Here is a 20,161-nt window from a genome sequence, read left to right as displayed (position 1 = left end):
AACTAGTTCGACGGCGAGGGCGTCACCGAGGTCTCGGTCGGAGTCACGGTGACTGTCGCCGTCGTCGTTTCCGTAACGCTTGGCGTTGCGGTTTCGGTCACGGTCGACGTCGAGGTGCCGGTCGGCGTCGAAGTGGCCGTTCCGGTGGAACCGCCCTCTGCCTTCTCGAGGACTTCGTTGACCAGTTCCTCCAGTTCCTCCTTGTCCGCGTCGGCAAGATTAGCGCCGCCCTTGGTGGCCACCACCAGGAGCCGGCCCTGGGCCGCGGAAACCTGCATCAGCATGTCAGAAGTGTTGCCTCCGCGGGTGCTGACGGTCGCGAAGGTCTCTTCGGCGTCAGTTCGGGCCTCCAGCTCCTTGCTGGCCACTTCGTAACGCTGTCCCAGGACAGTAAGCGTAAAGTTGCTGCACTGGTCCATCTTTCCGCTCACCTCATTGAGCAGGGCGACGGCGTCGGGCCCCTCGGCTCCCGACTGGGCGGACAACGTGCGCGGCTGCTGACTCTCCGAAATCGCAATGGCCACATCACCGTTTTCGACCTGGTCCAGCAGGCCGGCCGTGGCAATCGCCTTGCAGTCCCCGGGATCCGTGGTGGCGGCGCTCATCAGCAGGTTCGCTATGTTGCTGCCCTGCTCCACCTGGTCCTTGGAGTACAGCTTGAGCTCGCCGCCGTCCTTGTCGGACCGGCCGGAGATCAGCTCCCGGAGTTCATCTTCGCTGTAGACCTTGTCCTGCACCGCACTGGTGGTGGCACTGGCGGTGGGCGACGGGCTTTGCCCGCCCCCGCCCGTACAGGCCGCCAGGGCCAGCATCGCTGCGGCGGCAACACCAAGAGCAGGGATTTTCTTCATCGGAAACCACTCCTTCAGATAGCAAGCATGCTTATGGTTCCTAGGGTACTCCTTCAGCACCATGGACCTGGAGCCAATTCTTTCTACAATTTAAGTGGCGGGAATTGCGGCAACCAGCCGCATGGGCCGCACCACAAGGAGGACCGCAATGGGTTTGGGTGACAGGATCCACAACGCCGCGGAGCGACTTCACGGCAAGGGACGGAAGGCTGCCGGCGAAGCCACGGGCGACCGCCGAATGAAGGCCGAAGGCAGGGGGCGGGCCATCAAGGCCGACCTCAAGCAGGCCGGCGAGAAGTTCAGGCACGCCTTCAGGCGGCACTAACACGCAAAACCGACACAGCGGGCGACTCCGGCAAGGGGCCGCCCGCTTTTTTATGTCCGGCACCCATTCCGCATCCCGCCGGCCCGCCCCGACGGTTGACGTCCACGCCCGGCGGGTCCTACACTTTTCATACAGCAGAATATAACTTCCACAATACGAAATACTTACAGAAGTTACTGTTGAATAGACGGACACCCGGACCACGCAAGGACATGACAATGACGTACACAGTGAACTGCTCCATCCTGCTGACGGAACTGCCGCTCCTGGAGCGGCCCGCCGCAGCGAAGGCGGCCGGCTTTGACGCCGTCGAATTCTGGTGGCCCTTCGAAACCTCCGTCCCCGCCGACACCCAGGTCACCGAGTTTGAAAACGCCATCAAGGACGCCGGCGTGCAGCTCACCGGCCTGAACTTCAACGCCGGCAACATGCCCGGCGGCGACCGCGGCCTGGTCTCCTGGAAGGGCCGCTGCTCCGAGTTCAAGGACAACATCGACGTCGTTGCCGGCATCGGCGAGCGCCTCGGCTGCAAAGCCTTCAACGCCCTCTACGGCAACCGCCAGGACGAATTCACCCCGGAGGAGCAGGACGAGCTGGCCGCCAGGAACCTGGCCGCCGCCGCCGAGGGAGTGGCCCGCGTCGGCGGCACCGTCCTCCTGGAACCCGTGAGCGGCGCACCCAGGTACCCTCTCCTCACGGCCCAGGACGCCCTCGACGTCATCGCCCGGGTCAAGGCGGAATCCGGCGCGGAGAACATCAAGCTCCTTGCCGACTTCTACCACCTGGCCGTCAACGGAGACGACGTCGCCGCCGTCATCGAAAAGCACGCCAAGGACTTCGGCCACATCCAGATCGCCGACAACCCCGGCCGCGGGGCTCCCGGAACCGGGCAGCTTCCCCTCGGCGAATGGATCGCCCGCAGCCGCGAACTCGGCTATGAGGGCTATATCGGCCTCGAATACAAGGAACCGCGGGAAACGGCCTTCAGCTGGGCCATCCGCCAGCGCGTCTCCCAGTAGCTTTCGCTCCCCCGCACCACCCGCCCAACTGACTGGCATTTAACGTCGCGAAAAGCCGTTTTGACGACGTTAACTGCGAGTTAGTTGGGTAAGCCACCCACAGACTTCAGAAAAGAGAACCATCATGAGCAACGTTGCAGTCATCGGACTCGGAATCATGGGCCTGCCCATGGCCATCAACCTGGTCAAGGCCGGCCACACCGTCACCGGGTTCAACCGCAGCCAGGACAAGATCGACAAGCTCGTCTCCGAAGGCGGCAAGGGTGCCACCAGCATCGCGGACGCCGTCAAGGACGCCGACGTCGTCATCACCATGGTCCCGGACTCCCCCGATGTTGAGGGTGTAGTCAGCGGCAAGGACGGCGTGTTCGCCAACGCGAAGAAGGGCACCTTGTGGATTGACGCCTCCAGCATCCGACCGGACGTGGCCAAGCGCCTGGCCGACGAGGCCGTCGCAGCGGGCATCCGCCCGCTCGATGCCCCGGTTTCCGGCGGCGAGCAAGGCGCCATCGACGCCGCACTCTCCATCATGGTGGGCGGCGACGCGGCCGACTTTGAGGCAGCACAGGACGTCCTCAACGCCGTCGGCAAGACCATCGTCCACGTCGGCCCCTCCGGCTCCGGCCAGACCGTCAAGGCAGCCAACCAGCTGATCGTCGCCGTCAACATCGAGGTGCTCGGCGAAGCCATCGCCTTCCTCGAGGCCTACGGCGTGGACACCGACGCCGCGCTCAAGGTCCTCGGCGGCGGGCTTGCCGGCTCCAAGGTCCTCGACCAGAAGGGCCAGAAGATGCTGGACCGCAACTTCGACCCCGGCTTCCGCCTGGCCCTGCACCACAAGGACCTCGGCATCGTCACCTCCGCCGCCCGCGAAGCCAACGTCGCCATCCCGCTCGGCGCCGTCGTCGCACAGCTCGTCGCCGCCACCGTCAACCAGGGCGACGGCGGACTGGACCACTCAGGCCTCTTTAAGCAGGTCCTGCAGCTCAGCGGCCGGAAGTAAGGCACCTCCTGCAGTAGCCGGACCACAAGCAAAACCGGGCAACCGCCGTCGTACTTCAACGACGGCGGCTCCCTAACCACACCCAAAAACAGACTTTCCTAGGAGTACACAATGACCAAGATGCGCACCGTTGACGCTGCCGTCGCGATCCTGGAAAAGGAGGGCGCCACCGAGGCGTTCGGCCTGCCCGGCGCGGCGATCAACCCCTTCTATTCGGCCATGCGGAACCACGGCGGCATCCGCCACACGCTGGCCCGCCACGTTGAAGGCGCCAGCCACATGGCGGACGGCTACTCCCGCGCCGCCGACGGCAACATCGGCATCTGCATCGGCACGTCCGGTCCTGCCGGCACCGACATGATCACCGGGCTGTACGCGGCCTGGGCCGACTCCATCCCCATGCTCTGCATCACCGGACAGGCCCCCGTGGCCAAGCTGCACAAGGAAGACTTCCAGGCCGTGGACATCGAGTCCATCGCCAAGCCCGTCACCAAGATGGCCATGACCATCCTGGAGCCCGGCCAGGTTCCCGGCGCCTTCCAGAAGGCCTTCCAGCTGATGCGCTCCGGCCGCCCCGGCCCCGTGCTGCTGGACCTGCCCATCGACGTGCAGCTGGCCGAGATCGAATTCGACATCGACACCTACGAGCCGCTGCCCGTGGAGAAGCCCAAAGCCAGCCGCAAGCAGCTGGAAAAGGCCCTGGACATGCTGACCGCAGGCGAACGCCCGCTGATCGTCGCCGGCGGCGGCATCATCAACGCCGGCGCCTCCGAGCAGCTGGTGGAACTGGCCGAGCTGCTGGGCGTTCCAGTGATCCCCACCCTGATGGGCTGGGGCGCCATCTCCGACGACCACCCCCTGATGGCCGGCATGGTGGGCCTGCAGACCAGCCACCGCTACGGCAACGAGAACTACCTGCGCAGCGACTTCGTGATCGGCATCGGCAACCGCTGGGCCAACCGCCACACCGGCGGGCTGGACACCTACACGGCCGGCCGGACGTTCGTGCACATCGACATCGAGCCCACGCAGATCGGCCGCGTGTTCTCCCCGGACCTGGGCATCGCGTCCGACGCCGGTGCGGCGCTGGCCGGGCTGGTTGAGCTGGCCCGCGAGCGCCGGGCAGCCGGATCCCTGCCGGACTACTCCGCCTGGGTTGCCGAATGCGCCGAACGCAAAGCCACCCTGCACCGCAAGACGCACTTCGAGAACATCCCCATCAAGCCGCAGCGCGTGTACGAAGAGATGAACAAGTCATTCGGCAAGGACACCACCTACGTGTCCACCATTGGCCTGTCCCAGATCGCCGGCGCCCAGATGCTGCACGTGTTCGGCCCGCGCAAGTGGATCAACGCCGGCCAGGCCGGTCCCCTGGGCTGGACCGCTCCGGCCGCCCTGGGCGTTGTCCGCGGCAAGCCGGACGAGACCGTTGTTGCCCTGTCCGGTGACTACGATTTCCAGTTCATGATCGAGGAACTGGCCGTGGGCGCGCAGTTCAACCTGCCGTACATCCACGTGGTGGTCAACAACTCCTACCTGGGCCTGATCCGCCAGTCCCAGCGCGGCTTCAACATGGAGCAGAACGTGTCCCTGGCGTTCGAGAACATCAACTCCACCGACCTCTCAGCCACCGCCAGCGGCTACGGCGTGGACCACGTCAGGGTGGCCGAGGGCCTGGGCTGCAAGGCCATCCGGGTGGAAAACCCCGGCGACCTGGGTTCCGCGTTCGACAAGGCCAAGGCACTGGCCGGCGAGTTCAAGGTTCCCGTGGTGGTGGAAGTGATTCTGGAGAAGGTCACCAACATCTCCATGGGCGTGGAAATCAACGCGGTCAACGAGTTTGAGGAACTGGCCGAGACCCGCGACGACGCCCCCACCGCCATCCTGGCGATGCAGGCGTAATCATGCGGATCGTGATCGCGCCGGACAAGTTCAAGGGCTCACTGTCCGCCCCGGAGGTGGCCCGGCACCTGGATGCGGGGCTGCAGGCAGCCACGGGCCACAACCTTGACGTCCTCCGGATTCCGGTGGCCGACGGCGGGGAAGGCACCCTCGATGCCGCCGTCGGCTCCGGCTTCACCCGCCGAAGCGCCATGGTCAGCGGCCCTGCCGGGCAGCCTCTCCGCGCGGACTTCGCCGTCCGCGGGCGCGAAGCGGTCATTGAAATGGCCGCCGCGTCCGGGCTCGCCGTGCTTCCCTGCGACGGCGGATCGCCTGGCCGGCCGGATTCCGCCAGCGCCAGGGGAGCCACCAGTCTTGGCACCGGGGAACTGATCCGGGCAGCGCTCGACGCCGGATGCCGGCAGATCATTCTCGGCGTCGGCGGGAGCGCCAACACCGACGGCGGCGCCGGCGTCCTGCAAGGACTCGGTGCGCAACTCCTGGACGCCGACGGCAACGACCTGCCGCCCGGCGGCGCCGCCCTCGCCAGGCTCGACCGTGTCGACTTCTCCGGCTTCGATTCCCGGCTGGACGAGGCACGGTTTGTGCTCGCCAGCGACGTGGACAACCCGCTGCTCGGAGCCGAGGGCGCCGCGGCGATCTTCGGCCCGCAGAAAGGCGCCACGGCGGGCGACGTCGGAACGCTGGACGCTGCGCTGCAGCGCTTTGTGGACGTGCTCGCCGCCGAGATCGGTCCCCGGGCGCACAGGGCCGCGGACGCGCCGGGCGCCGGGGCGGCGGGCGGCGTGGGCTACGCAGCCATCGCGGTCCTGGCCGCGACGCGCAGGCCGGGCATCGACGTCGTGCTTGAATTCACCGGGCTGGCCGACCGGCTGGACGGTGCTGACCTGGTGATCACCGGCGAAGGCAGCCTGGACGAACAGAGCCTGCTGGGCAAGACGCCCATGGGCGTTGCGCGAGCGGCCGCGCTGGCCGGCGTTCCGGTGGTGGCCGTCTGCGGCCGCACCACGCTGACGCCGCAACAACAGAAGGATTCCGGATTCCGGCAGGTCTACCCCCTGACCTCGCTGGAGGCCAAGGTAGAAATATGTATAGCCGAAGCAGGACCCCTGCTTGAACAATTGGGAAAGCACATCGGCGGGGAACTCGCGGACCTGACCCAGGCCAGTGACGCCCCGGCGAAAAACACCACGGCCAACCGCGCCCGCACAAAGGAGCCCCTCAATGTCTGAAGAAAGCTTTGACCTCGTCATCCGGGGCCAGCGCATCCTCACCACCGCCGGCATCGCGGCGCGAGAAGTGGGTGTGCGCGGCGGCAAGATCGTCGCCATCGAACCGCTCGGCAACGGCTTGTCCGGCGATGCCGTGATCGACCTCGCCGACGACGAAACCCTCATCCCGGGCCTGGTGGACACCCACGTCCACGTCAACGAACCCGGCCGCACCGAGTGGGAGGGCTTCGCGTCCGCCACCCGTGCCGCGGCAGCCGGCGGCGTCACCACCATCATCGACATGCCGCTGAACTCCATTCCACCCACCACCACCGTGGAAGGCCTCAAGCTCAAGCGCGAGGTGGCCGAGGACCAGGCGTTCGTGGACGTCGGATTCTGGGGCGGAGCCGTTCCCGGCAACAAGGCCGACCTCCGCCCGCTGCACGACGAGGGCGTGTTCGGCTTCAAGTGCTTCCTGTTGCACTCCGGCGTGGACGAGTTCCCGCACCTGGAGGCGGACGAGATGGAAGAGGACATGGCCGAGCTCAAGTCCTTCGACTCGCTCATGATCGTCCACGCCGAGGACTCACACGCGATCGACCGCGCACCCCACCCGGGCGGCGACCACTACGCCACGTTCCTTGCCTCCCGCCCCCGCGGCGCTGAGAACAAGGCCATCGCTGAGGTGATCGAACGCGCCCGCTGGACCGGAGCCCGCGCCCACATCCTGCACCTGTCCTCCTCCGACGCCCTGCCCATGATCGCCTCCGCCAAACGCGACGGTGTCCACCTCACCGTGGAGACCTGCCCGCACTACCTCACGCTCATGGCCGAGGAAATCCCCGACGGCGCCACAGCCTACAAGTGCTGCCCGCCCATCCGCGAGGCCTCCAACCGAGAGCTGCTGTGGAAAGGCCTGGAGGACGGCACCATCGACTGCATCGTGTCCGACCACTCGCCGTCGACCCTTGACCTGAAGGACCTGGAAAACGGCGACTTCGCCGTGGCCTGGGGCGGGGTCTCCTCGCTGCAGCTGGGCCTGTCCCTCATCTGGAGCGAAGCACGGCACCGCGGCATTCCGCTGGAGCAGGTGGTTTCCTGGATGGCCGAGAAGCCCGCCGGCCTGGCCCGCCTCTCCAACAAGGGCCAGCTGGCGCTCGGCTTCGACGCCGACTTCGCCATCTTCGCGCCGGACGAGGCCTTCGTGGTGGACGTCTCCAAGCTCAAGCACAAGAACCCCATCACGCCCTACGACGGCAAGGCGCTCTCGGGCGTGGTCCGTAAGACATTCCTGCGCGGACATGAAATCGACGGCAAGACCCCCGGCGGCAAACTCATCCGCCGCGGCGGCGTCTGAGGCACCACGCCATGGCAGTCCAGGTACATTCCCCGCGCGGCATATGTCATGCTCCGGCGGCAGCTGGTCCGGAGGCAGCTGGTCCGGCGCAGCCGGGAGCGGCGCGGCGGGGGCCGCAACTCAAAGCCCATGGCCTGGCCGTGTGGGTAACCCCGGACAACGAGCAGGAAATTGACGACGCCGTGATGGCGCGTGCTGCGGAACTGTTGCTGGCGCGTGCCCTGAAGATTGCTCCGGAGGCGGAAGTCCACGTCTGTCCCGCCGCCGGAGCTGCAACCTCCGCTGCCCATGCTGCACCGTCGGGGGGACCGCAAGGGGCCGCCGGCAGCGGAACCCACGCGCCGTCGTCGTCCGTTCCGGAGGACTCCCCGGAAGAGGGCGACGACGGCGCAACTCACCTCCCGCCGTCGGCCGGTCCGGCGAGCCTGGTGTCCGTGGACCTTGCCGCCGGCGAGGTCCGGCTGGACGGGACGCAGGTGGCGCTGACCGGCGTCGAGTTCAAGCTGCTGCGCTACCTCGTGGAAAACTGTTCGCGGGCCGTCAGCCGTGAGGAGCTGCGGCTGTTTCTGGAATCGTTCGACTCCCCCGCGGCGGCCTCCCGTTCCATCGACGTGTACGTGGGCCGGGTGCGGCGGAAGCTGCGCCGCGGCCGGCACGCGATCGCAACGGTGCGCGGCGGCGGTTACCAGTTCGTCCCCGGATCCAACACCAAAGTGCGCGGACCCGCGGAATACTGCATCTGAACCCGTGGTTGTGCCAGTAACAACCCCGTCAGACGCATCGCTTTGTCAGCATCGCTTTGTCAGTAATCAGACTCCCGAAGGATCATCATGAGCCCCACTCTGACCACCAAGCTCCAGCCCGGAACCCAGGCACCGGACTTCACCCTCCCGGATGCTGAAGGCAAGCCGAGAGCGCTGGCCGATTACCGTGGCAAGAATGTCATTGTGTACTTCTACCCGGAAGCGGCCACCCCCGGCTGCACCACCGAGGCCTGTGACTTCCGCGACAGCCTCGAGTCCCTGCAGGGCTCCGGCTACGAAGTCCTCGGTGTCTCCCCGGACGCCTCCGAAAAGCTGGCCCACTTCACCGGCGACTTCGCGCTGACCTTCCCGCTCCTGGCCGACGAGGACCACTCCGTGGCCCTTGCCTACGGCGCCTGGGGCGAGAAGCTGCGCGACGGCGAGGTGACCGAGGGCATCGTCCGCTCCACCGTGGTGCTCGATCCCGAGGGCAAAGTGAAGCTGGCCCAGTACCAGGTCAAGGCCCAGGGCCACGTCGCTGCGCTGAAGGAAACCCTGGGCATCTAGCCCCCTCCTCCCCCGACGCTCTCTCACTTCCTGCACGTTTGAGGCGGACGCTCTCTCACCTCCTGCGGGTTTGAGGCGGACGCTCTCTCACCGGTTGAACTGGGTGAGAGCGTTCCTTTTTGAAGCGGCAGGAAGTGAGAGGGCGTTCCGTCGGCCCGGGCAGAATTACAGAAAAGGTCTCTGTCATCTCCTGGCCCCCGAACCTCGCCATGACCGGCAACGCCACAGCCTCACCGGACGCGCAGGTGCGCAGACGCCCATCGGCCCCTCAACGACCCTGTCTCAACCGCTGCGCCGTGACGGTGCCCTTCCGAACGCTCTCTCACTTGTTGCACCAAAAAACGGAACGCTCTCTCGCCGGTGAGAGAGCGCTCCGTTTTAAGCGGCAGGAAGTGAGAGAGCGTCCGGGGGGTTAGAGGCGGGACCGGTCGGAGGCGAGCGCGGACTGGCGCACCTGGGCAGGGGTGAAGCGGGCGCCGGCGTCGGGGAATGCGGGAACCTCGATGCGGGCGTGGGTGTGGACATCGGTCACGGTGTCCCGCGTGTGCTCGGCGATCTTGGCCATCGTGGTGACCCACATGCCGTCCATGGCCTTGACCCGGCTGATCAACTGTTCAAGGGCCACGGCCTTGGAGGGCCGGCCGGAGATGAACGGGTGGTTGGTCAGCACGAAACAGCTTCCGGCCGCGTGGTGCGCCTCCGCTTCGAGCATCCACATCTCGAGGACCTTGGCGGGGCTTTCGATCACGCCACTGCCGGTCACCCCTGGGTAGAAGGCGTACTGCTCCCAGTCGTCCAGCGCCCAGTCGACCGGGATTTCCACCAGGTCCCTGGAGTCCCCCTCGGCGACGCTGAAGCGGTACGGTGCGTCGCCGTCGAGCAGGCTGGAATCGTAGAGGAAGCCGCGGTCCGCGAGGAGCGCCGGCGAGTGCCAGTTCAGTTCCCACCACGGTGCCCGGTAGCCGACCGGCCGCACACCGGCTACCTTGGCCAGCGCCTCCAGCCCGCGGTCGATGTAGCGTGCCTCGGTGGCGGCGTCGATCCCCTGCATCGGTTCGTGCAGGTAACCGTGGTGGGCGATCTCATGGCCGGCGTCCACGATCCGGCGCACAACGTCCGGGTAGCTTTCAGCGGTGAATCCGGGGATGAAGAACGTGGCCTGGACGTCCTGGCGCTGCAGGATCTGCAGCAGCCGCGGCACTGCGACTTTGGGCCCGTAGGACTGGTGGGTCATCAGGGACATCCGGCGCGTGCTGGTGGGATCGTGCGCGATGGTGCATGACTCCGCGTCCACATCGAAGGTGAAGGACGCGGCCGCCCGGTAGCCTTCGGGCCAGGTGATGGGATGGGCGGAGTCCGGGAAAGCGGGGAATTCCATGGTCCGATTCCTTTCTACAGCGAGACTGCGGTGGTTGACGGACGGATTGTCGTTTCGGGTGCTGCTTCCGCCTGGGCTGTTACCGTGACCGGAAGGGCTCCGGCGTCGGCCAGAAATTTCCGGTGTACCCGCGGGCCAAGAACCGCGTAGCACACAGCGCTGCTGAGGCCGCCGGCGAGCCAGGACAGATCCCAGCCGCCCAGGGCCACGGCGATGGGGCCCTGCATTGCGGGGACAAGCCCGTACATAAACAGCCAGGTGGAGAAGATGCCGACGAGAAGGGACACGATGCCGGCCCAGTTGACGCCGGGGAGGCGCTTGGTGCCCACGCCGTCGAACAGCCGTGCGGCTTCGCCGGGCCACTTCTTCTCGATCCAGAAGAAGTGCACCAGCATCACGCCGCCCCAGGCAGCCACCCAGGCCACCAGGCCGATCAGCCAGGCGTCCAGCACGGCGGCGAAGTCCTCCTGGAAGATGAAGAAGATGACGGCGATCAGCGAGAAGACGCCGACGAAAAGGTTGAGCTTGCGGCGGCTGATGGTGATGTCGAGTGCCTGCGTCGCAACGGAGAAGGTGTAGATGTTCAGGATGTTCGTGGCGATGGGTCCGTGCAGGACCATCAGCAGCACGGGAAGTGCCAGAACTCCGAAGTTCTGGACGATGAGTTTGCCGGGGTCGATCTCGCCGCTGTTCGTGGCGAGGCTGGCGCCCAGGATTCCGAGCCAGACGACGGGGATGAACTGTCCCAGGACCGAGGCGAGGTAGACCTTGCGCTTCGGAACTTCGGTGCTCACGAAGCGTGAGTAGTCGGCGGCGTACGTGAACCAGGTGATGCCCCAGCCGATGCCGATGGCCGTCATGACGGCGCTCATAGCGGCGATCCGCTCCGAGCCTTCGAGGATGTTGCCGGCCGGGCCGGCGTAGGTCCAGTTGATCTTCATTCCGAACCAGGCGACGGCGGACATAACCGCCAGGATGATGATGGTGGGCGGTACGGTCCACTTTTCAAAAGCCGCGATGGCCTTGTAGCCGAACCAGGCGATGGCTACCTGCGCAGCCATGATGGCGGTGGCGACGCCGATCTTCCAGGCGTAGTTGTGGGCGGTCGGGTCAACCCAGCCGAGGGTGCCGAACAGCGCCATGACCAGATCCAGGATGATCCAGGTGTTGACCGCGCACCAGCCGATGACCAGCAGCGCCTGGATGGCGGCCGGCAAGTAATTACCGCGTCGACCGAATGCCGCCCGGGCCAGCACCATGCCGGTGGCTCCGGTCTTCTGGCCGAGCAGGACGAAGCAGCCGAACAGGAGCATGCCGATCAGGTTCCCCAGGACCAGAACGGTGACCGTGTCGGCAAATCCGAGCCCGAGGTGGATGCCGAGGGCGCCGAGCACCCAGTTGATGGGCGCGAGGTTGGCACCGGCCCAGATCCAGAACTGTCCGGAAACCTTGCGGGTCCGCTGTGACTCCGGGATGGGCTGAAGCCAGGCTTCGACGTCTTCGCCGGCAACGGGCGCTTGCCCGGCCGGGACTGCAGTGGAGTTGTTGTGCATGGGTGCCTCCGAAGGGGGAAAGGGATATTTCAAGGTTATGTGCCGCAGACCACACACAACAAGATACGATGTGTACAGGAAAACAGCCCTTCGTACGACGGATAGTAATGCCAATCACGCTGAGTGAGATTTTGAAACATGCCACCCTCACTGCCGCGGATCCAGTGATCCGCGCCGGCGCTGCGGCAGCGGCCAATACGCAGCTGCGCTGGGTCCACTCCAGTGAGGTCCTGGACATCGCGCCGTTACTTAGCGGCGGCGAGCTGCTTCTGACAGGCGGCGATGCTCTGGTCACCGCATCGGACGCACGGCGTGTGGAGTACGTCCGGCAGCTCGCCGAGCGCGGTGTCGGCGCCATCGCAGTGGAAACCGGGCAGAGGCTCGCCTCGCTGCCGTCCTCCATGATCAGGGCAGCAGAGGAAGCCGGACTGCCCCTCATCGAGTTCCGCAAGGTAGTGCCTTTCGTGGGCATCATGCAGGCGATCAACTCCATGCTGGTCAGCGAATCCGTGACACACCTGCGCCGCGCGGACGAGGCCAGCCACGCCATGGCTGTCGAACTGGCGCACGGAAGCAGCCTGGATCAGATCCTTGCCGTGCTGGCCGGAATCATTGACGCGACGTTGGAGCTTTCGTCGGTCTCGGGGGTGGTGCTCGGCAGCGCCGGCCCCGACGGCGCCGGTTCACCGCCCGACGACGGCGGCGGCTCCGGTTCGGGCTCCGGCTCGGGTCCGGGTTCCGGTTCCGGCTCCGGCGCTAGCCCGGGTCCGGGCGCCGAACACCAGCCCGCACTCACAGCGGGAGTGGCCATTGACGGCACCGTGATCAACATTGATGTGCCGGTCCGCGGCGTGCCGTCCGCGAGGCTGGTCATCAACGTGCCGGCCGGCGGCGACGTCAACCTCGCGCGCGTCGCGGGCGGACGCTGTGTGGACATCCTTTCGCTGGCGCTGCTGCAGCGGATGCCTCCCGGGCTGAAAGAAGTGGCCGGGACCGCGCTGCTGCGCGCCGTCAGTTCCGGCAGCCAGCCCTGGCGGCTCCAGCAGCTTTCCTCGGCTGCCGGGATCCTGCCCTCCGCGACTGTCGTCGCCGTCGTCGTTCGGACGTCCACCTCACAACAGTTGCGGGCTGCAATGGACAAGATCCTGAAGCGCTCGGCGCAGCAGAGCGCAAGCTATGTGGACAACGCGGAGCTCCTTGCTCTGGCCGCACTGCCGTTTGACGGCGCTGCGGCCGCGCGCGCCGAGCTCGTGAAGGATCTCAGGGAGTTGCCGGTCGAGGCAGGGACCATGACGGCGGTGGGTCCCCTGGCCGCCGGGATCGAAAACGCGCCATGGTCGTTGTCGGAGGCGAAAAGCGCCTTGGATCTTGTGGTGAACGGCTCGCTGCGGGCGGTGACACGGCCGCCGTCGGACACGGAAGGCGTGGTGCTCGACGTCGAAAACCTCGCCGTGGAGCGCCTCGCGGTGCAGCACCTGGACCAGGGCGCGCGGCAGGATTACGTCCGCCAGCAGCTGGGACCCGTCCTGGAGCACGACGCCCGGCGGAACTCCCAACTGCTGTTAACGCTGACAACGTGGCTCGACTCGGGCTGCAATACGGCGCAGGCCGCCCGGGAATTGCATGTGGAGCGGCAGTCCATGCATCACCGGCTGCAGCGTATTTTTGAGTTGTGCGGCGGCGATCCGCGCGGAACCGGACGGCTCGCAGCGCTGCACCTGGCCACCCGACTCGCCGCGTTATAGCCCTCACCCGCCGCCCGAATGTCCGCGCGTCTGGGCCGGCAACACAACGCTCTCTCACTTAACGCAGGAAAAACCGGGACGCTCTATCACTTCCCCCAAGGAAGTGAGAGAGCGTCCCGGCAAAAGCGACAGGAAGTGAGAGAGCGTCCCGGTAGGACCGGCGGGACGTCGTTAGCGAAGCACCACGGTCCTGTTGCCGCGCAGGATGACCCGGCCTTCGCAGTGCCAGCGCACCGCGTTGGACAAAGCCTTGCACTCGGTGTCGCGGCCGGCGGCCACCAGGTCTTCCGGGCCGTAGGTGTGGTCCACCTCCACCACCTGCTGCGCGATGATGGGTCCCTCGTCCAGTTCGCCATTGACGTAGTGCGCCGTGGCACCCACGGTCTTGACGCCGCGGGCATAGGCCTGGTGGTACGGCTTGGCGCCCTTGAAGCTGGGCAGGAACGAGTGGTGGATGTTGATGGCGCGCCCGTCCAGCTTGCGGGTGAGGCCGTCGCTGAGGACCTGCATGTAACGGGCCAGCACCACCAGTTCCACGTCGAACTCGTCCACCAGTTCCAGCAGCCGCGCCTCGGCCTCGGGCTTGGTGGCGGCGGTGACGGGCACGTGGAAGAACGGAATGCCGTGCCATTCCACCAGCGCCTGGTGGTCCGTGTGGTTCGACACCACGGCCACCACGTCAACCGGCAGTTCGCCGATCCTGGCTCGGAACAGCAGGTCGTTGAGGCAGTGCCCGAACTTGGACACCATGATCAGCACCTTGCGCTTGGAGCCGTGCGGCTCCAGCCGCCAGCTCATGCCGAAGCGTTCAGCCACCGGGGCAAAAGCGGTCCGGAGGGTGTCCGCGGTGGAGGCATCGCCGTCGGACGCAAAGTGCACCCGCATGAAGAAGTGCCCTTCGGAACGTTCGCCGAACTGCTGGTTGTCGATGATGTCGCAGCCGTGCTCGAGCAGGAAGCCGGAGACGGCGTGCACGATGCCCGGCGACTCGTTGCAGTCCAGGGTCAGGACATGCTCCACGGTGGTAGCCGGCTGGGGCAGGGAAGGTTCAGTCTGGATGGCAGTCATGGCTCAGCACTCAATCACGTTGACGGCGAGGCCTCCGCGGGAGGTCTCCTTGTACTTGGTTTTCATGTCGGCTCCTGTTTCGCGCATCGTTTTGATGGCCTTGTCGAGGGATACCTTGTGGCTGCCGTCCCCGTGCAGGGCAAGGCGGGCGGCGTTGATGGCCTTCACGCTGGCAATGGCGTTCCGTTCGATGCAGGGAATCTGCACCAGGCCGCCCACGGGGTCGCAGGTCAGGCCGAGGTTGTGCTCGATCCCCACTTCGGCGGCGTTCTCCACCTGTTCGGGTGTGCCGCCGAGGACCTCGCACAGGCCGGCTGCCGCCATGGAGCAGGCCGAGCCCACCTCGCCCTGGCAGCCCACTTCGGCGCCGGAGATGGAGGCGTTGATCTTGAACAGGATCCCGACGGCGGCCGCTGCCAGCAGGAAGCGGACCACACCGTCGTCGTCGGCTCCCGGAACAAACTTGACGTAGTAGTGCAGTACGGCAGGAACAATCCCGGCCGCGCCGTTCGTGGGGGCGGTGACGATGCGCCCGCCGGCGGCGTTTTCCTCGTTGACGGCCAGCGCGAAGAGGTTCACCCACTCCATGGCCCGGAGCGGATCGGTCACGCCGGTGTCCGCGGTCAGGGTCTTGAACAACGACGGCGCCCGGCGCCTGACGTTCAATCCGCCGGGAAGGATCCCTTCCGCGGCGCAGCCGTTGTCCACGCATTCGCGCATGACGGCCCAGAGTTTCAGCAGCTCCTCGCGGAGCTCCGCTTCGGTGCGCCACGCCAGCTCATTGGCGAGCATGACGTCGGAAATGGACATTCCTTCGCGACGGCAGATCGCCAGGAGTTCGTCGGCCGTGGTGAAGGGGTACGGCAGCGGCGTGTCGTCCGCCACCACTTTGTCACCGGCGTCGGCGGCCCCGTCAACAACGAAGCCGCCCCCAATCGAATAGAAGCTCCGTTCGCTGAGGACGGCGCCGGAGTGGTCCAGCGCCCGGAAGGTCATGCCGTTGGGGTGGGCGGGCAGGGACTTGCGGCGGTGCAGCACCACGTCCTCGTCCCAGTTGAAGTCCACCCGGTGGTCCCCGCCGATTCGGAGTTCGGCGTCGAGCGCGGCGGCAGCCACCTGGTCGTCGGCGGTGGAGGTATTTACGGTTTCAGGGTCCAGGCCCTGGAGTCCGAGCACCACTGCCTTGTCGGAGCCGTGGCCCCTGCCGGTGGCGCCGAGCGATCCGAACAGTTCGGCCTGGACCCGCGTGGTGGCGCTCAGGTGGCCGTCACCCTTGAGCCCTTCGGCGAACAGTTTCGCCGCCCGCATCGGGCCGACCGTGTGTGACGACGACGGCCCGATGCCAACGGAGAAGAGGTCCAGGGCGCTCAGCGCCATCAGGGCACCTCGGGGGAGGCGTATTCCCTCATGGCGTCCAGGAGCCAGCGGCCCAGGAAGTCCGCGAACGAAGCCCGCGGGAAGAGCCGGAAGCTGTCCTCGCCGTTCTTCAGCAGGACCACCGGGATGGTGCCCACCTCGGTGTTCAGGGCGGTTCCCGGGGTGATGCTGCGCGGGTGCAGGTCCAGGGCGCAGCCCTTCTCCAGGACGGCGCGTGCGCGGGGCCCGGAGAGTTCGAACGTGGTGCGGTTGGCGGACAGGTCCACCACCTGGCCCGGGGCGTCGCCCAGGGCGGCCGTGAGGGAGCCGATGAGGTCGCCGCCCAGGGAGTCGTGGGCTTCTTCCGGTGCCACCACCAGGAACTCGGCCGGGCCGAGCCAGAGGACGCTGACGCCGTCCTTGCCGGCCACTTCGCCGCAGCGTGCCGGCAGGCCGCCGGCAACGGCTGCGATCCGCGAGCCCTGCTCGGAGCGGGGGTCCACGCGGATCCCTGCCATGGTCTGGAACGGGCCTTCCTTCAGGACTACCGTTCCCTCTACGGAGCCGGCGTCCAGTGCGGCCGCCAGGTGTGAGGCGGGGCTGCGGCGGATGTCCCGGAGTCCATTGATGCCTTCGAGTGCTGCTGTGTTAGCCATCTTTGCGGGTCCCTTCGGGGTCAAAAAGTACGGTTTCGGCGATGACGACATCAACCAGCTGGTCGCCGGCGGCGGCCACGAGGGTCTCGCCGATGCGGTTGCGGCCGTTCTTGATCAGTGCCAGGCCAAATGACCGGCCCAGTGCGGCGCTGTGGTAGCTCGAGGTCACGAAGCCCTGCATGGGGACGGGTCCGTAGGCGGGGTTCGTCGGGATGCCCTTTTCCACGAGCTGGGTGCCTTCGGGCAGCCGCAGCGTTCCGTCCACGGGAAGGACGCTGACCAGGTGCTTGCGGTCCTCGCGCTTGGCATCGGCACGGGCGTAGGAACGCTTGCCGATGAACTCCTTGGCCTTGGAGACCACCCATTCCATGCCTGCGTCCTGCGGGGTGACGGTGCCGTCCGTGTCCTGGCCGACGATCGGGTAGCCCTTTTCGGCGCGGAGCACGTGCATGGTTTCGGTGCCGTAGGGAGTGATGTTGAATTCGGCCCCGGCAGCTGCCACGGCTTCCCAGGTGTTCAGCCCGTACCAGGACGGCACGTTGATTTCGTAGGCCAGTTCGCCGGAGAACGAGATCCGGCAGATCCGGGCCTGCACGCCGGAGGCGAGGGTGGTTTCGCGGAACGTCATGAACGGGAAGGCTTCCGCCTCGAGCCCGCCGCCGGCGGCGAGTTCCGGTGCCACCTTGGCGATCACCGCGCGGGACTTGGGCCCGACGACGGCAATGGTGCTCCACTGTTCGGTCACCGAGGTGCAGTGGACATCGAGTTCAGGCCATTCGGTCTGCAGCCACTCCTCCAGCCAGTCCAGCACCTTGGCGGCGCCGCCGGTGGTGGTGGTCATGAAGAACCGGTCCTCGTCGAGGCGCAGGGTCACGCCGTCGTCGAAGATCATGCCGTCCGCCATGCACATCACGCCGTAGCGGGCGGAACCTGGGGCGAGCTTCTTGAACGCGTTGGTGTAGATCCGGTTGAGGAACTCACCGGCGTCCTTGCCGCGGATTTCGATCTTGCCCAGCGTGGTGGCGTCCATGAAGCCCACGGACTCGCGGACGGCGGCGCATTCACGCAGCACGGCGGTGTCCATGTCCTCCCCGGCCTGCGGGTAGTACCAGGGACGCTTCCACTGCCCCACGTCCTCGAACAGTGCGCCCTTGGCCACGTGCCACGGGTGGATCGAGGTGACGCGGGCGGGGTCGAACAGCTCGCCGCGCTGGCGTCCGGCGAGTGCCGCAAACGCCACCGGGGTGAACGGTGCCCGGTAGGTGGTGGTGCCGATGTCGCCGATGCCGCGGGACGCTTCGCCGGCCGTGCGGAGTGCGGCGGCGATGACGCCGATCGCGTTGACGCCGGAGGTCTTGCCCTGGTCGTTGGCGGTGCTGATGGAGGTGTAGCGCTTGATGTGCTCCACGGACCGCATGCCGGCGCCGGTGGACCGCAGCACGTCAGCCACGGACTGGTCGCGCTGGAAGTCCACGAAGTGGTGGTGCCAGTCATCCGGCGTGCCTTCCTGGCCCGGGACCAGCCACAGCTGGCGGGTGGGAGCGGATGCCTTCGGCTCGCCGATCACTGACGGCTTCGTTTCCGACGCGAAGCCGGCGGCGATGGCTGCCGCCGCACCGGCGGAGATGCCCTCGGCCAGGCAGTCAGCGAGTTCGAAGCTGCCGCGGCCGGAACCGATGGTCTGCTGGTTCGGGACCACGGTGCTCGGCACAAAAGCGGCCAGCTCCTCGTCCCAGCGCAGCTTGCCCTGGCGCTGGGAGTGGAGGTGCACCAGCGGGCTCCAGCCGCCGGAGACTGCCAGCAGGTCGCAGGCGATCTCTTCGATGCCGGAGGTGAGTTCGCCGTCGTCGTTGATGCTGCGGACGGTGACGCTCCTGAGCCGGCCTGCGTTTGCCCCGGCGTCGCCGGACTCCGTAGCGGTGTTGGCCACGGCGCTGCCGATCAGCACGCGGGTGCCGGATTCGACGGCGGCAGCCGCCACCTCCGTGAGGCGGGGACGGGCGTCCACGACGGCGGCCACCTTGACGCCGGCGGCGCGCAGGTCCGAGGCCAGGGCGTAGGCGCTGTCGTTGGTGGTGCTGATGACAACGCGCTGGCCGGCGGCCACGGCGTAGCGGTTGAGGTAGCTGCGGACGGCCGAGGCGAGCATGATGCCGGGACGGTCGTTGTTCTCGAACACCAGCGGGCGCTCGTGGGCGCCGGGGGCCACCACCACCTGGTTGGCACGGATGTGCCAGATCCGCTGCCGGGACACGCCGGGGGCGGCGGGGCTGGAGAGGTGGTCGGTGCGGTTCTGGACCGCGACGACGTAGTTGGCGTCGTAGGCGCCGAAGGCCGTGGTGCGGTTCAGGACGGTGCATTCGGCTGCCGAAACGAGTTCGGCTTCCACGTCCGCCACCCATTCCAGGGCCGGCTTGCCTTCGATGGTCTCGGCCAGCTCGGGGGCGGTGGAGCCGGACAGGAGCGTTCCGCCCAGTTCGGGCTGGTCGTCCAGCAGCATGACGCGGGCTCCGGTGCGCACTGCCTCGCGGGCTGCGGCCAGGCCGGCGGGGCCGCCGCCGATCACCAGGACGTCGGTGTGCACGAACTTCTTGTCGTACTCGGCGCGGTCCTCCTCGGGGTCGAGGCGGCCCAGGCCGTTGAGCTGGTCCGCCTTCAGGCCGTCCACCAGGGTGACGGTGGTGGCGGGGAGCATGGACTCTGCCACGTGGCCCGGGAACCGTGCTTCCACCCGGACCAGCGCATTGGATTCCTCCACGCCGGCGGACATGATGCCGCGGGGGCGGTCCTCATAGAGGGAGTTGCCGGCGGCGATCCGGCCGTTGGCGAGCAGGGCCGAGGCGAGCGTGTCGCCGGGGTGGCCCGTGAATTCCTCGCCGTCCACGGTGAAACGCCAGGAGATGCTGCGGTCGATGCGTCCGCCGGCGGCGAGGCGGGCGTTCTGGGAAGTCACTTGGTTGCTCCTTCCGGGGCGGTGGTGCCGGACTGGGTGGTGCTTGAGGCGGTGCTTGTTGGAGAGATGCTGGTTGCGGAGGTGCTGGGCGCGGCGCTGCCGGTGGTGGTGCTGTCAGGGGCGGTGCTGGCAGTGCCGGAGTCGGGCGTTGCCGGGGCGGCAGCGTCCCGGACCGCCGCGTCAGGCCGGGGGGTGCCCATCGGGTAGACGGCCTGGATGTCGTAGGTGACCGTGTCGCGGAGCATGTTGAACCACTGACGGCAGCCGGTGCTGTGCAGCCAGCGCTCGGCGAAGGTGCCCTTGGTGTTGTCGCGGTAGAACAGGAACTCGGCCCATTCGCGGTCGTTCATGTCGTTCGGGTTCTCCGGGTACGGCACGTGGGCCTGGCCGCCGTAGTGGAACTCGGTCTCGTCGCGCGAGCCGCAGTTGGGGCATGAGATAAGCAGCATGTGCGTCTTCTTTCTATGGGACGGC

General features: G+C 67.1%; 17 protein-coding genes. 9 read left to right on the top strand and 8 right to left on the bottom strand.

Annotation, left to right across the window (positions count from 1 at the left end):
* Positions 1 to 2: 2 nt before the first annotated feature.
* A complete protein-coding gene (locus WMN78_RS14740; protein WP_340534487.1) occupies positions 3 to 851 on the bottom strand; it encodes a hypothetical protein in 849 nt (282 codons plus the stop codon).
* A 148-nt stretch (positions 852 to 999) separates the two neighbouring features.
* On the opposite strand from WMN78_RS14740, the gene WMN78_RS14735 reads away from it, so the two are divergent.
* The 8 genes from WMN78_RS14735 (at position 1,000) to bcp (ending at position 8,978) form a co-directional block, all read left to right on the top strand.
* On the top strand, positions 1,000 to 1,176 hold the full coding sequence (locus tag WMN78_RS14735; RefSeq protein ID WP_340534486.1) for a CsbD family protein: 177 nt from the start codon (positions 1,000 to 1,002) through the stop codon (positions 1,174 to 1,176).
* 218 nt (positions 1,177 to 1,394) lie between these two features.
* Positions 1,395 to 2,195, top strand: coding sequence for a hydroxypyruvate isomerase family protein (locus WMN78_RS14730; RefSeq protein ID WP_340534485.1), 801 nt, complete (start codon positions 1,395 to 1,397; stop codon positions 2,193 to 2,195).
* A gap of 73 nt (positions 2,196 to 2,268) precedes the next feature.
* Positions 2,269 to 3,198: a 2-hydroxy-3-oxopropionate reductase gene (locus WMN78_RS14725; RefSeq protein ID WP_340534520.1), complete on the top strand. Its 930-nt coding sequence runs from the start codon at positions 2,269 to 2,271 to the stop codon at positions 3,196 to 3,198.
* 111 nt (positions 3,199 to 3,309) lie between these two features.
* Complete coding sequence (gene gcl / locus WMN78_RS14720; RefSeq protein ID WP_340534484.1) at positions 3,310 to 5,100, top strand: glyoxylate carboligase; 1,791 nt, start codon at positions 3,310 to 3,312, stop codon at positions 5,098 to 5,100.
* A 2-nt stretch (positions 5,101 to 5,102) separates the two neighbouring features.
* Positions 5,103 to 6,332 carry a glycerate kinase gene (locus WMN78_RS14715; protein ID WP_340534483.1) on the top strand — a complete coding sequence of 410 codons (1,230 nt, stop codon included), beginning with the start codon at positions 5,103 to 5,105 and terminating at the stop codon, positions 6,330 to 6,332.
* Positions 6,325 to 7,668 carry an allantoinase AllB gene (allB, locus tag WMN78_RS14710; protein WP_340534482.1) on the top strand — a complete coding sequence of 448 codons (1,344 nt, stop codon included), beginning with the start codon at positions 6,325 to 6,327 and terminating at the stop codon, positions 7,666 to 7,668. Before WMN78_RS14715 ends, allB begins: the two co-directional genes overlap by 8 nt.
* A gap of 11 nt (positions 7,669 to 7,679) precedes the next feature.
* Positions 7,680 to 8,411, top strand: coding sequence for a winged helix-turn-helix domain-containing protein (locus WMN78_RS14705; RefSeq protein WP_340534481.1), 732 nt, complete (start codon positions 7,680 to 7,682; stop codon positions 8,409 to 8,411).
* 87 nt (positions 8,412 to 8,498) lie between these two features.
* Positions 8,499 to 8,978, top strand: a complete 480-nt coding sequence (gene bcp, locus WMN78_RS14700; protein ID WP_340534480.1) for a thioredoxin-dependent thiol peroxidase — start codon at positions 8,499 to 8,501, stop codon at positions 8,976 to 8,978.
* A gap of 412 nt (positions 8,979 to 9,390) precedes the next feature.
* Here bcp and WMN78_RS14695 read toward each other — a convergent pair whose 3' ends face one another.
* Together WMN78_RS14695 and WMN78_RS14690 are read right to left on the bottom strand one after the other, a co-directional pair.
* A complete protein-coding gene (locus tag WMN78_RS14695) occupies positions 9,391 to 10,356 on the bottom strand; it encodes a polysaccharide deacetylase (protein WP_340534479.1) in 966 nt (321 codons plus the stop codon).
* Between the two features lie 14 nt (positions 10,357 to 10,370).
* The gene (locus WMN78_RS14690) at positions 10,371 to 11,909 is read right to left on the bottom strand and encodes a cytosine permease (RefSeq protein WP_340534478.1); all 1,539 of its coding nucleotides are present in this window, start codon (positions 11,907 to 11,909) and stop codon (positions 10,371 to 10,373) included.
* A gap of 107 nt (positions 11,910 to 12,016) precedes the next feature.
* On the opposite strand from WMN78_RS14690, the gene WMN78_RS14685 reads away from it, so the two are divergent.
* The gene (locus tag WMN78_RS14685; RefSeq protein ID WP_340534477.1) at positions 12,017 to 13,654 is read left to right on the top strand and encodes a PucR family transcriptional regulator; all 1,638 of its coding nucleotides are present in this window, start codon (positions 12,017 to 12,019) and stop codon (positions 13,652 to 13,654) included.
* 171 nt (positions 13,655 to 13,825) lie between these two features.
* Here the strand turns inward: WMN78_RS14685 and purU are convergent, their stop codons facing one another.
* From purU to WMN78_RS14660, 5 genes are read right to left on the bottom strand one after another with little or no spacing between them, the layout of a single operon-like run.
* The gene (purU, locus tag WMN78_RS14680; RefSeq protein WP_340534476.1) at positions 13,826 to 14,722 is read right to left on the bottom strand and encodes a formyltetrahydrofolate deformylase; all 897 of its coding nucleotides are present in this window, start codon (positions 14,720 to 14,722) and stop codon (positions 13,826 to 13,828) included.
* Between the two features lie 3 nt (positions 14,723 to 14,725).
* Positions 14,726 to 16,099: an L-serine ammonia-lyase gene (locus tag WMN78_RS14675; RefSeq protein ID WP_340534475.1), complete on the bottom strand. Its 1,374-nt coding sequence runs from the start codon at positions 16,097 to 16,099 to the stop codon at positions 14,726 to 14,728.
* Entirely contained in the window at positions 16,099 to 16,734 is a 636-nt protein-coding gene (locus tag WMN78_RS14670; protein WP_340534474.1) for a sarcosine oxidase subunit gamma, read from the bottom strand. The genes WMN78_RS14675 and WMN78_RS14670 overlap by 1 nt, the downstream gene beginning before the upstream one ends.
* Positions 16,727 to 19,687 (bottom strand): sarcosine oxidase subunit alpha family protein, encoded by a 2,961-nt coding sequence (locus WMN78_RS14665; protein WP_340534473.1) that lies wholly within the window; start codon positions 19,685 to 19,687, stop codon positions 16,727 to 16,729. Before WMN78_RS14665 ends, WMN78_RS14670 begins: the two co-directional genes overlap by 8 nt.
* On the bottom strand, positions 19,684 to 20,136 hold the full coding sequence (locus tag WMN78_RS14660) for a sarcosine oxidase subunit delta (protein ID WP_340534472.1): 453 nt from the start codon (positions 20,134 to 20,136) through the stop codon (positions 19,684 to 19,686). Before WMN78_RS14660 ends, WMN78_RS14665 begins: the two co-directional genes overlap by 4 nt.
* Positions 20,137 to 20,161: the final 25 nt, after the last annotated feature.

This window comes from Arthrobacter oryzae (assembly GCF_037911235.1).
GTDB classification, from domain to species: domain Bacteria; phylum Actinomycetota; class Actinomycetes; order Actinomycetales; family Micrococcaceae; genus Arthrobacter; species Arthrobacter oryzae_E.
This window is presented reverse-complemented; position numbering and strand designations above follow the sequence as displayed.

Excerpts from the sequence above, each read along its gene's own strand:
- WMN78_RS14740 (WP_340534487.1), bottom strand. The coding sequence starts at position 851 with ATGAAGAAAATCCCTGCTCTTGGTGTTGCCGCCGCAGCGATGCTGGCC.
- WMN78_RS14735 (WP_340534486.1), top strand. The coding sequence starts at position 1,000 with ATGGGTTTGGGTGACAGGATCCACAACGCCGCGGAGCGACTTCACGGC.
- WMN78_RS14730 (WP_340534485.1), top strand. The coding sequence starts at position 1,395 with ATGACGTACACAGTGAACTGCTCCATCCTGCTGACGGAACTGCCGCTC.
- gcl (WP_340534484.1), top strand. The coding sequence starts at position 3,310 with ATGACCAAGATGCGCACCGTTGACGCTGCCGTCGCGATCCTGGAAAAG.
- WMN78_RS14715 (WP_340534483.1), top strand. The coding sequence starts at position 5,103 with ATGCGGATCGTGATCGCGCCGGACAAGTTCAAGGGCTCACTGTCCGCC.
- allB (WP_340534482.1), top strand. The coding sequence starts at position 6,325 with ATGTCTGAAGAAAGCTTTGACCTCGTCATCCGGGGCCAGCGCATCCTC.
- WMN78_RS14705 (WP_340534481.1), top strand. The coding sequence starts at position 7,680 with ATGGCAGTCCAGGTACATTCCCCGCGCGGCATATGTCATGCTCCGGCG.
- bcp (WP_340534480.1), top strand. The coding sequence starts at position 8,499 with ATGAGCCCCACTCTGACCACCAAGCTCCAGCCCGGAACCCAGGCACCG.
- WMN78_RS14695 (WP_340534479.1), bottom strand. The coding sequence starts at position 10,356 with ATGGAATTCCCCGCTTTCCCGGACTCCGCCCATCCCATCACCTGGCCC.
- WMN78_RS14690 (WP_340534478.1), bottom strand. The coding sequence starts at position 11,909 with ATGCACAACAACTCCACTGCAGTCCCGGCCGGGCAAGCGCCCGTTGCC.
- WMN78_RS14685 (WP_340534477.1), top strand. The coding sequence starts at position 12,017 with ATGCCAATCACGCTGAGTGAGATTTTGAAACATGCCACCCTCACTGCC.
- purU (WP_340534476.1), bottom strand. The coding sequence starts at position 14,722 with ATGACTGCCATCCAGACTGAACCTTCCCTGCCCCAGCCGGCTACCACC.
- WMN78_RS14675 (WP_340534475.1), bottom strand. The coding sequence starts at position 16,099 with ATGGCGCTGAGCGCCCTGGACCTCTTCTCCGTTGGCATCGGGCCGTCG.
- WMN78_RS14670 (WP_340534474.1), bottom strand. The coding sequence starts at position 16,734 with ATGGCTAACACAGCAGCACTCGAAGGCATCAATGGACTCCGGGACATC.
- WMN78_RS14660 (WP_340534472.1), bottom strand. The coding sequence starts at position 20,136 with ATGCTGCTTATCTCATGCCCCAACTGCGGCTCGCGCGACGAGACCGAG.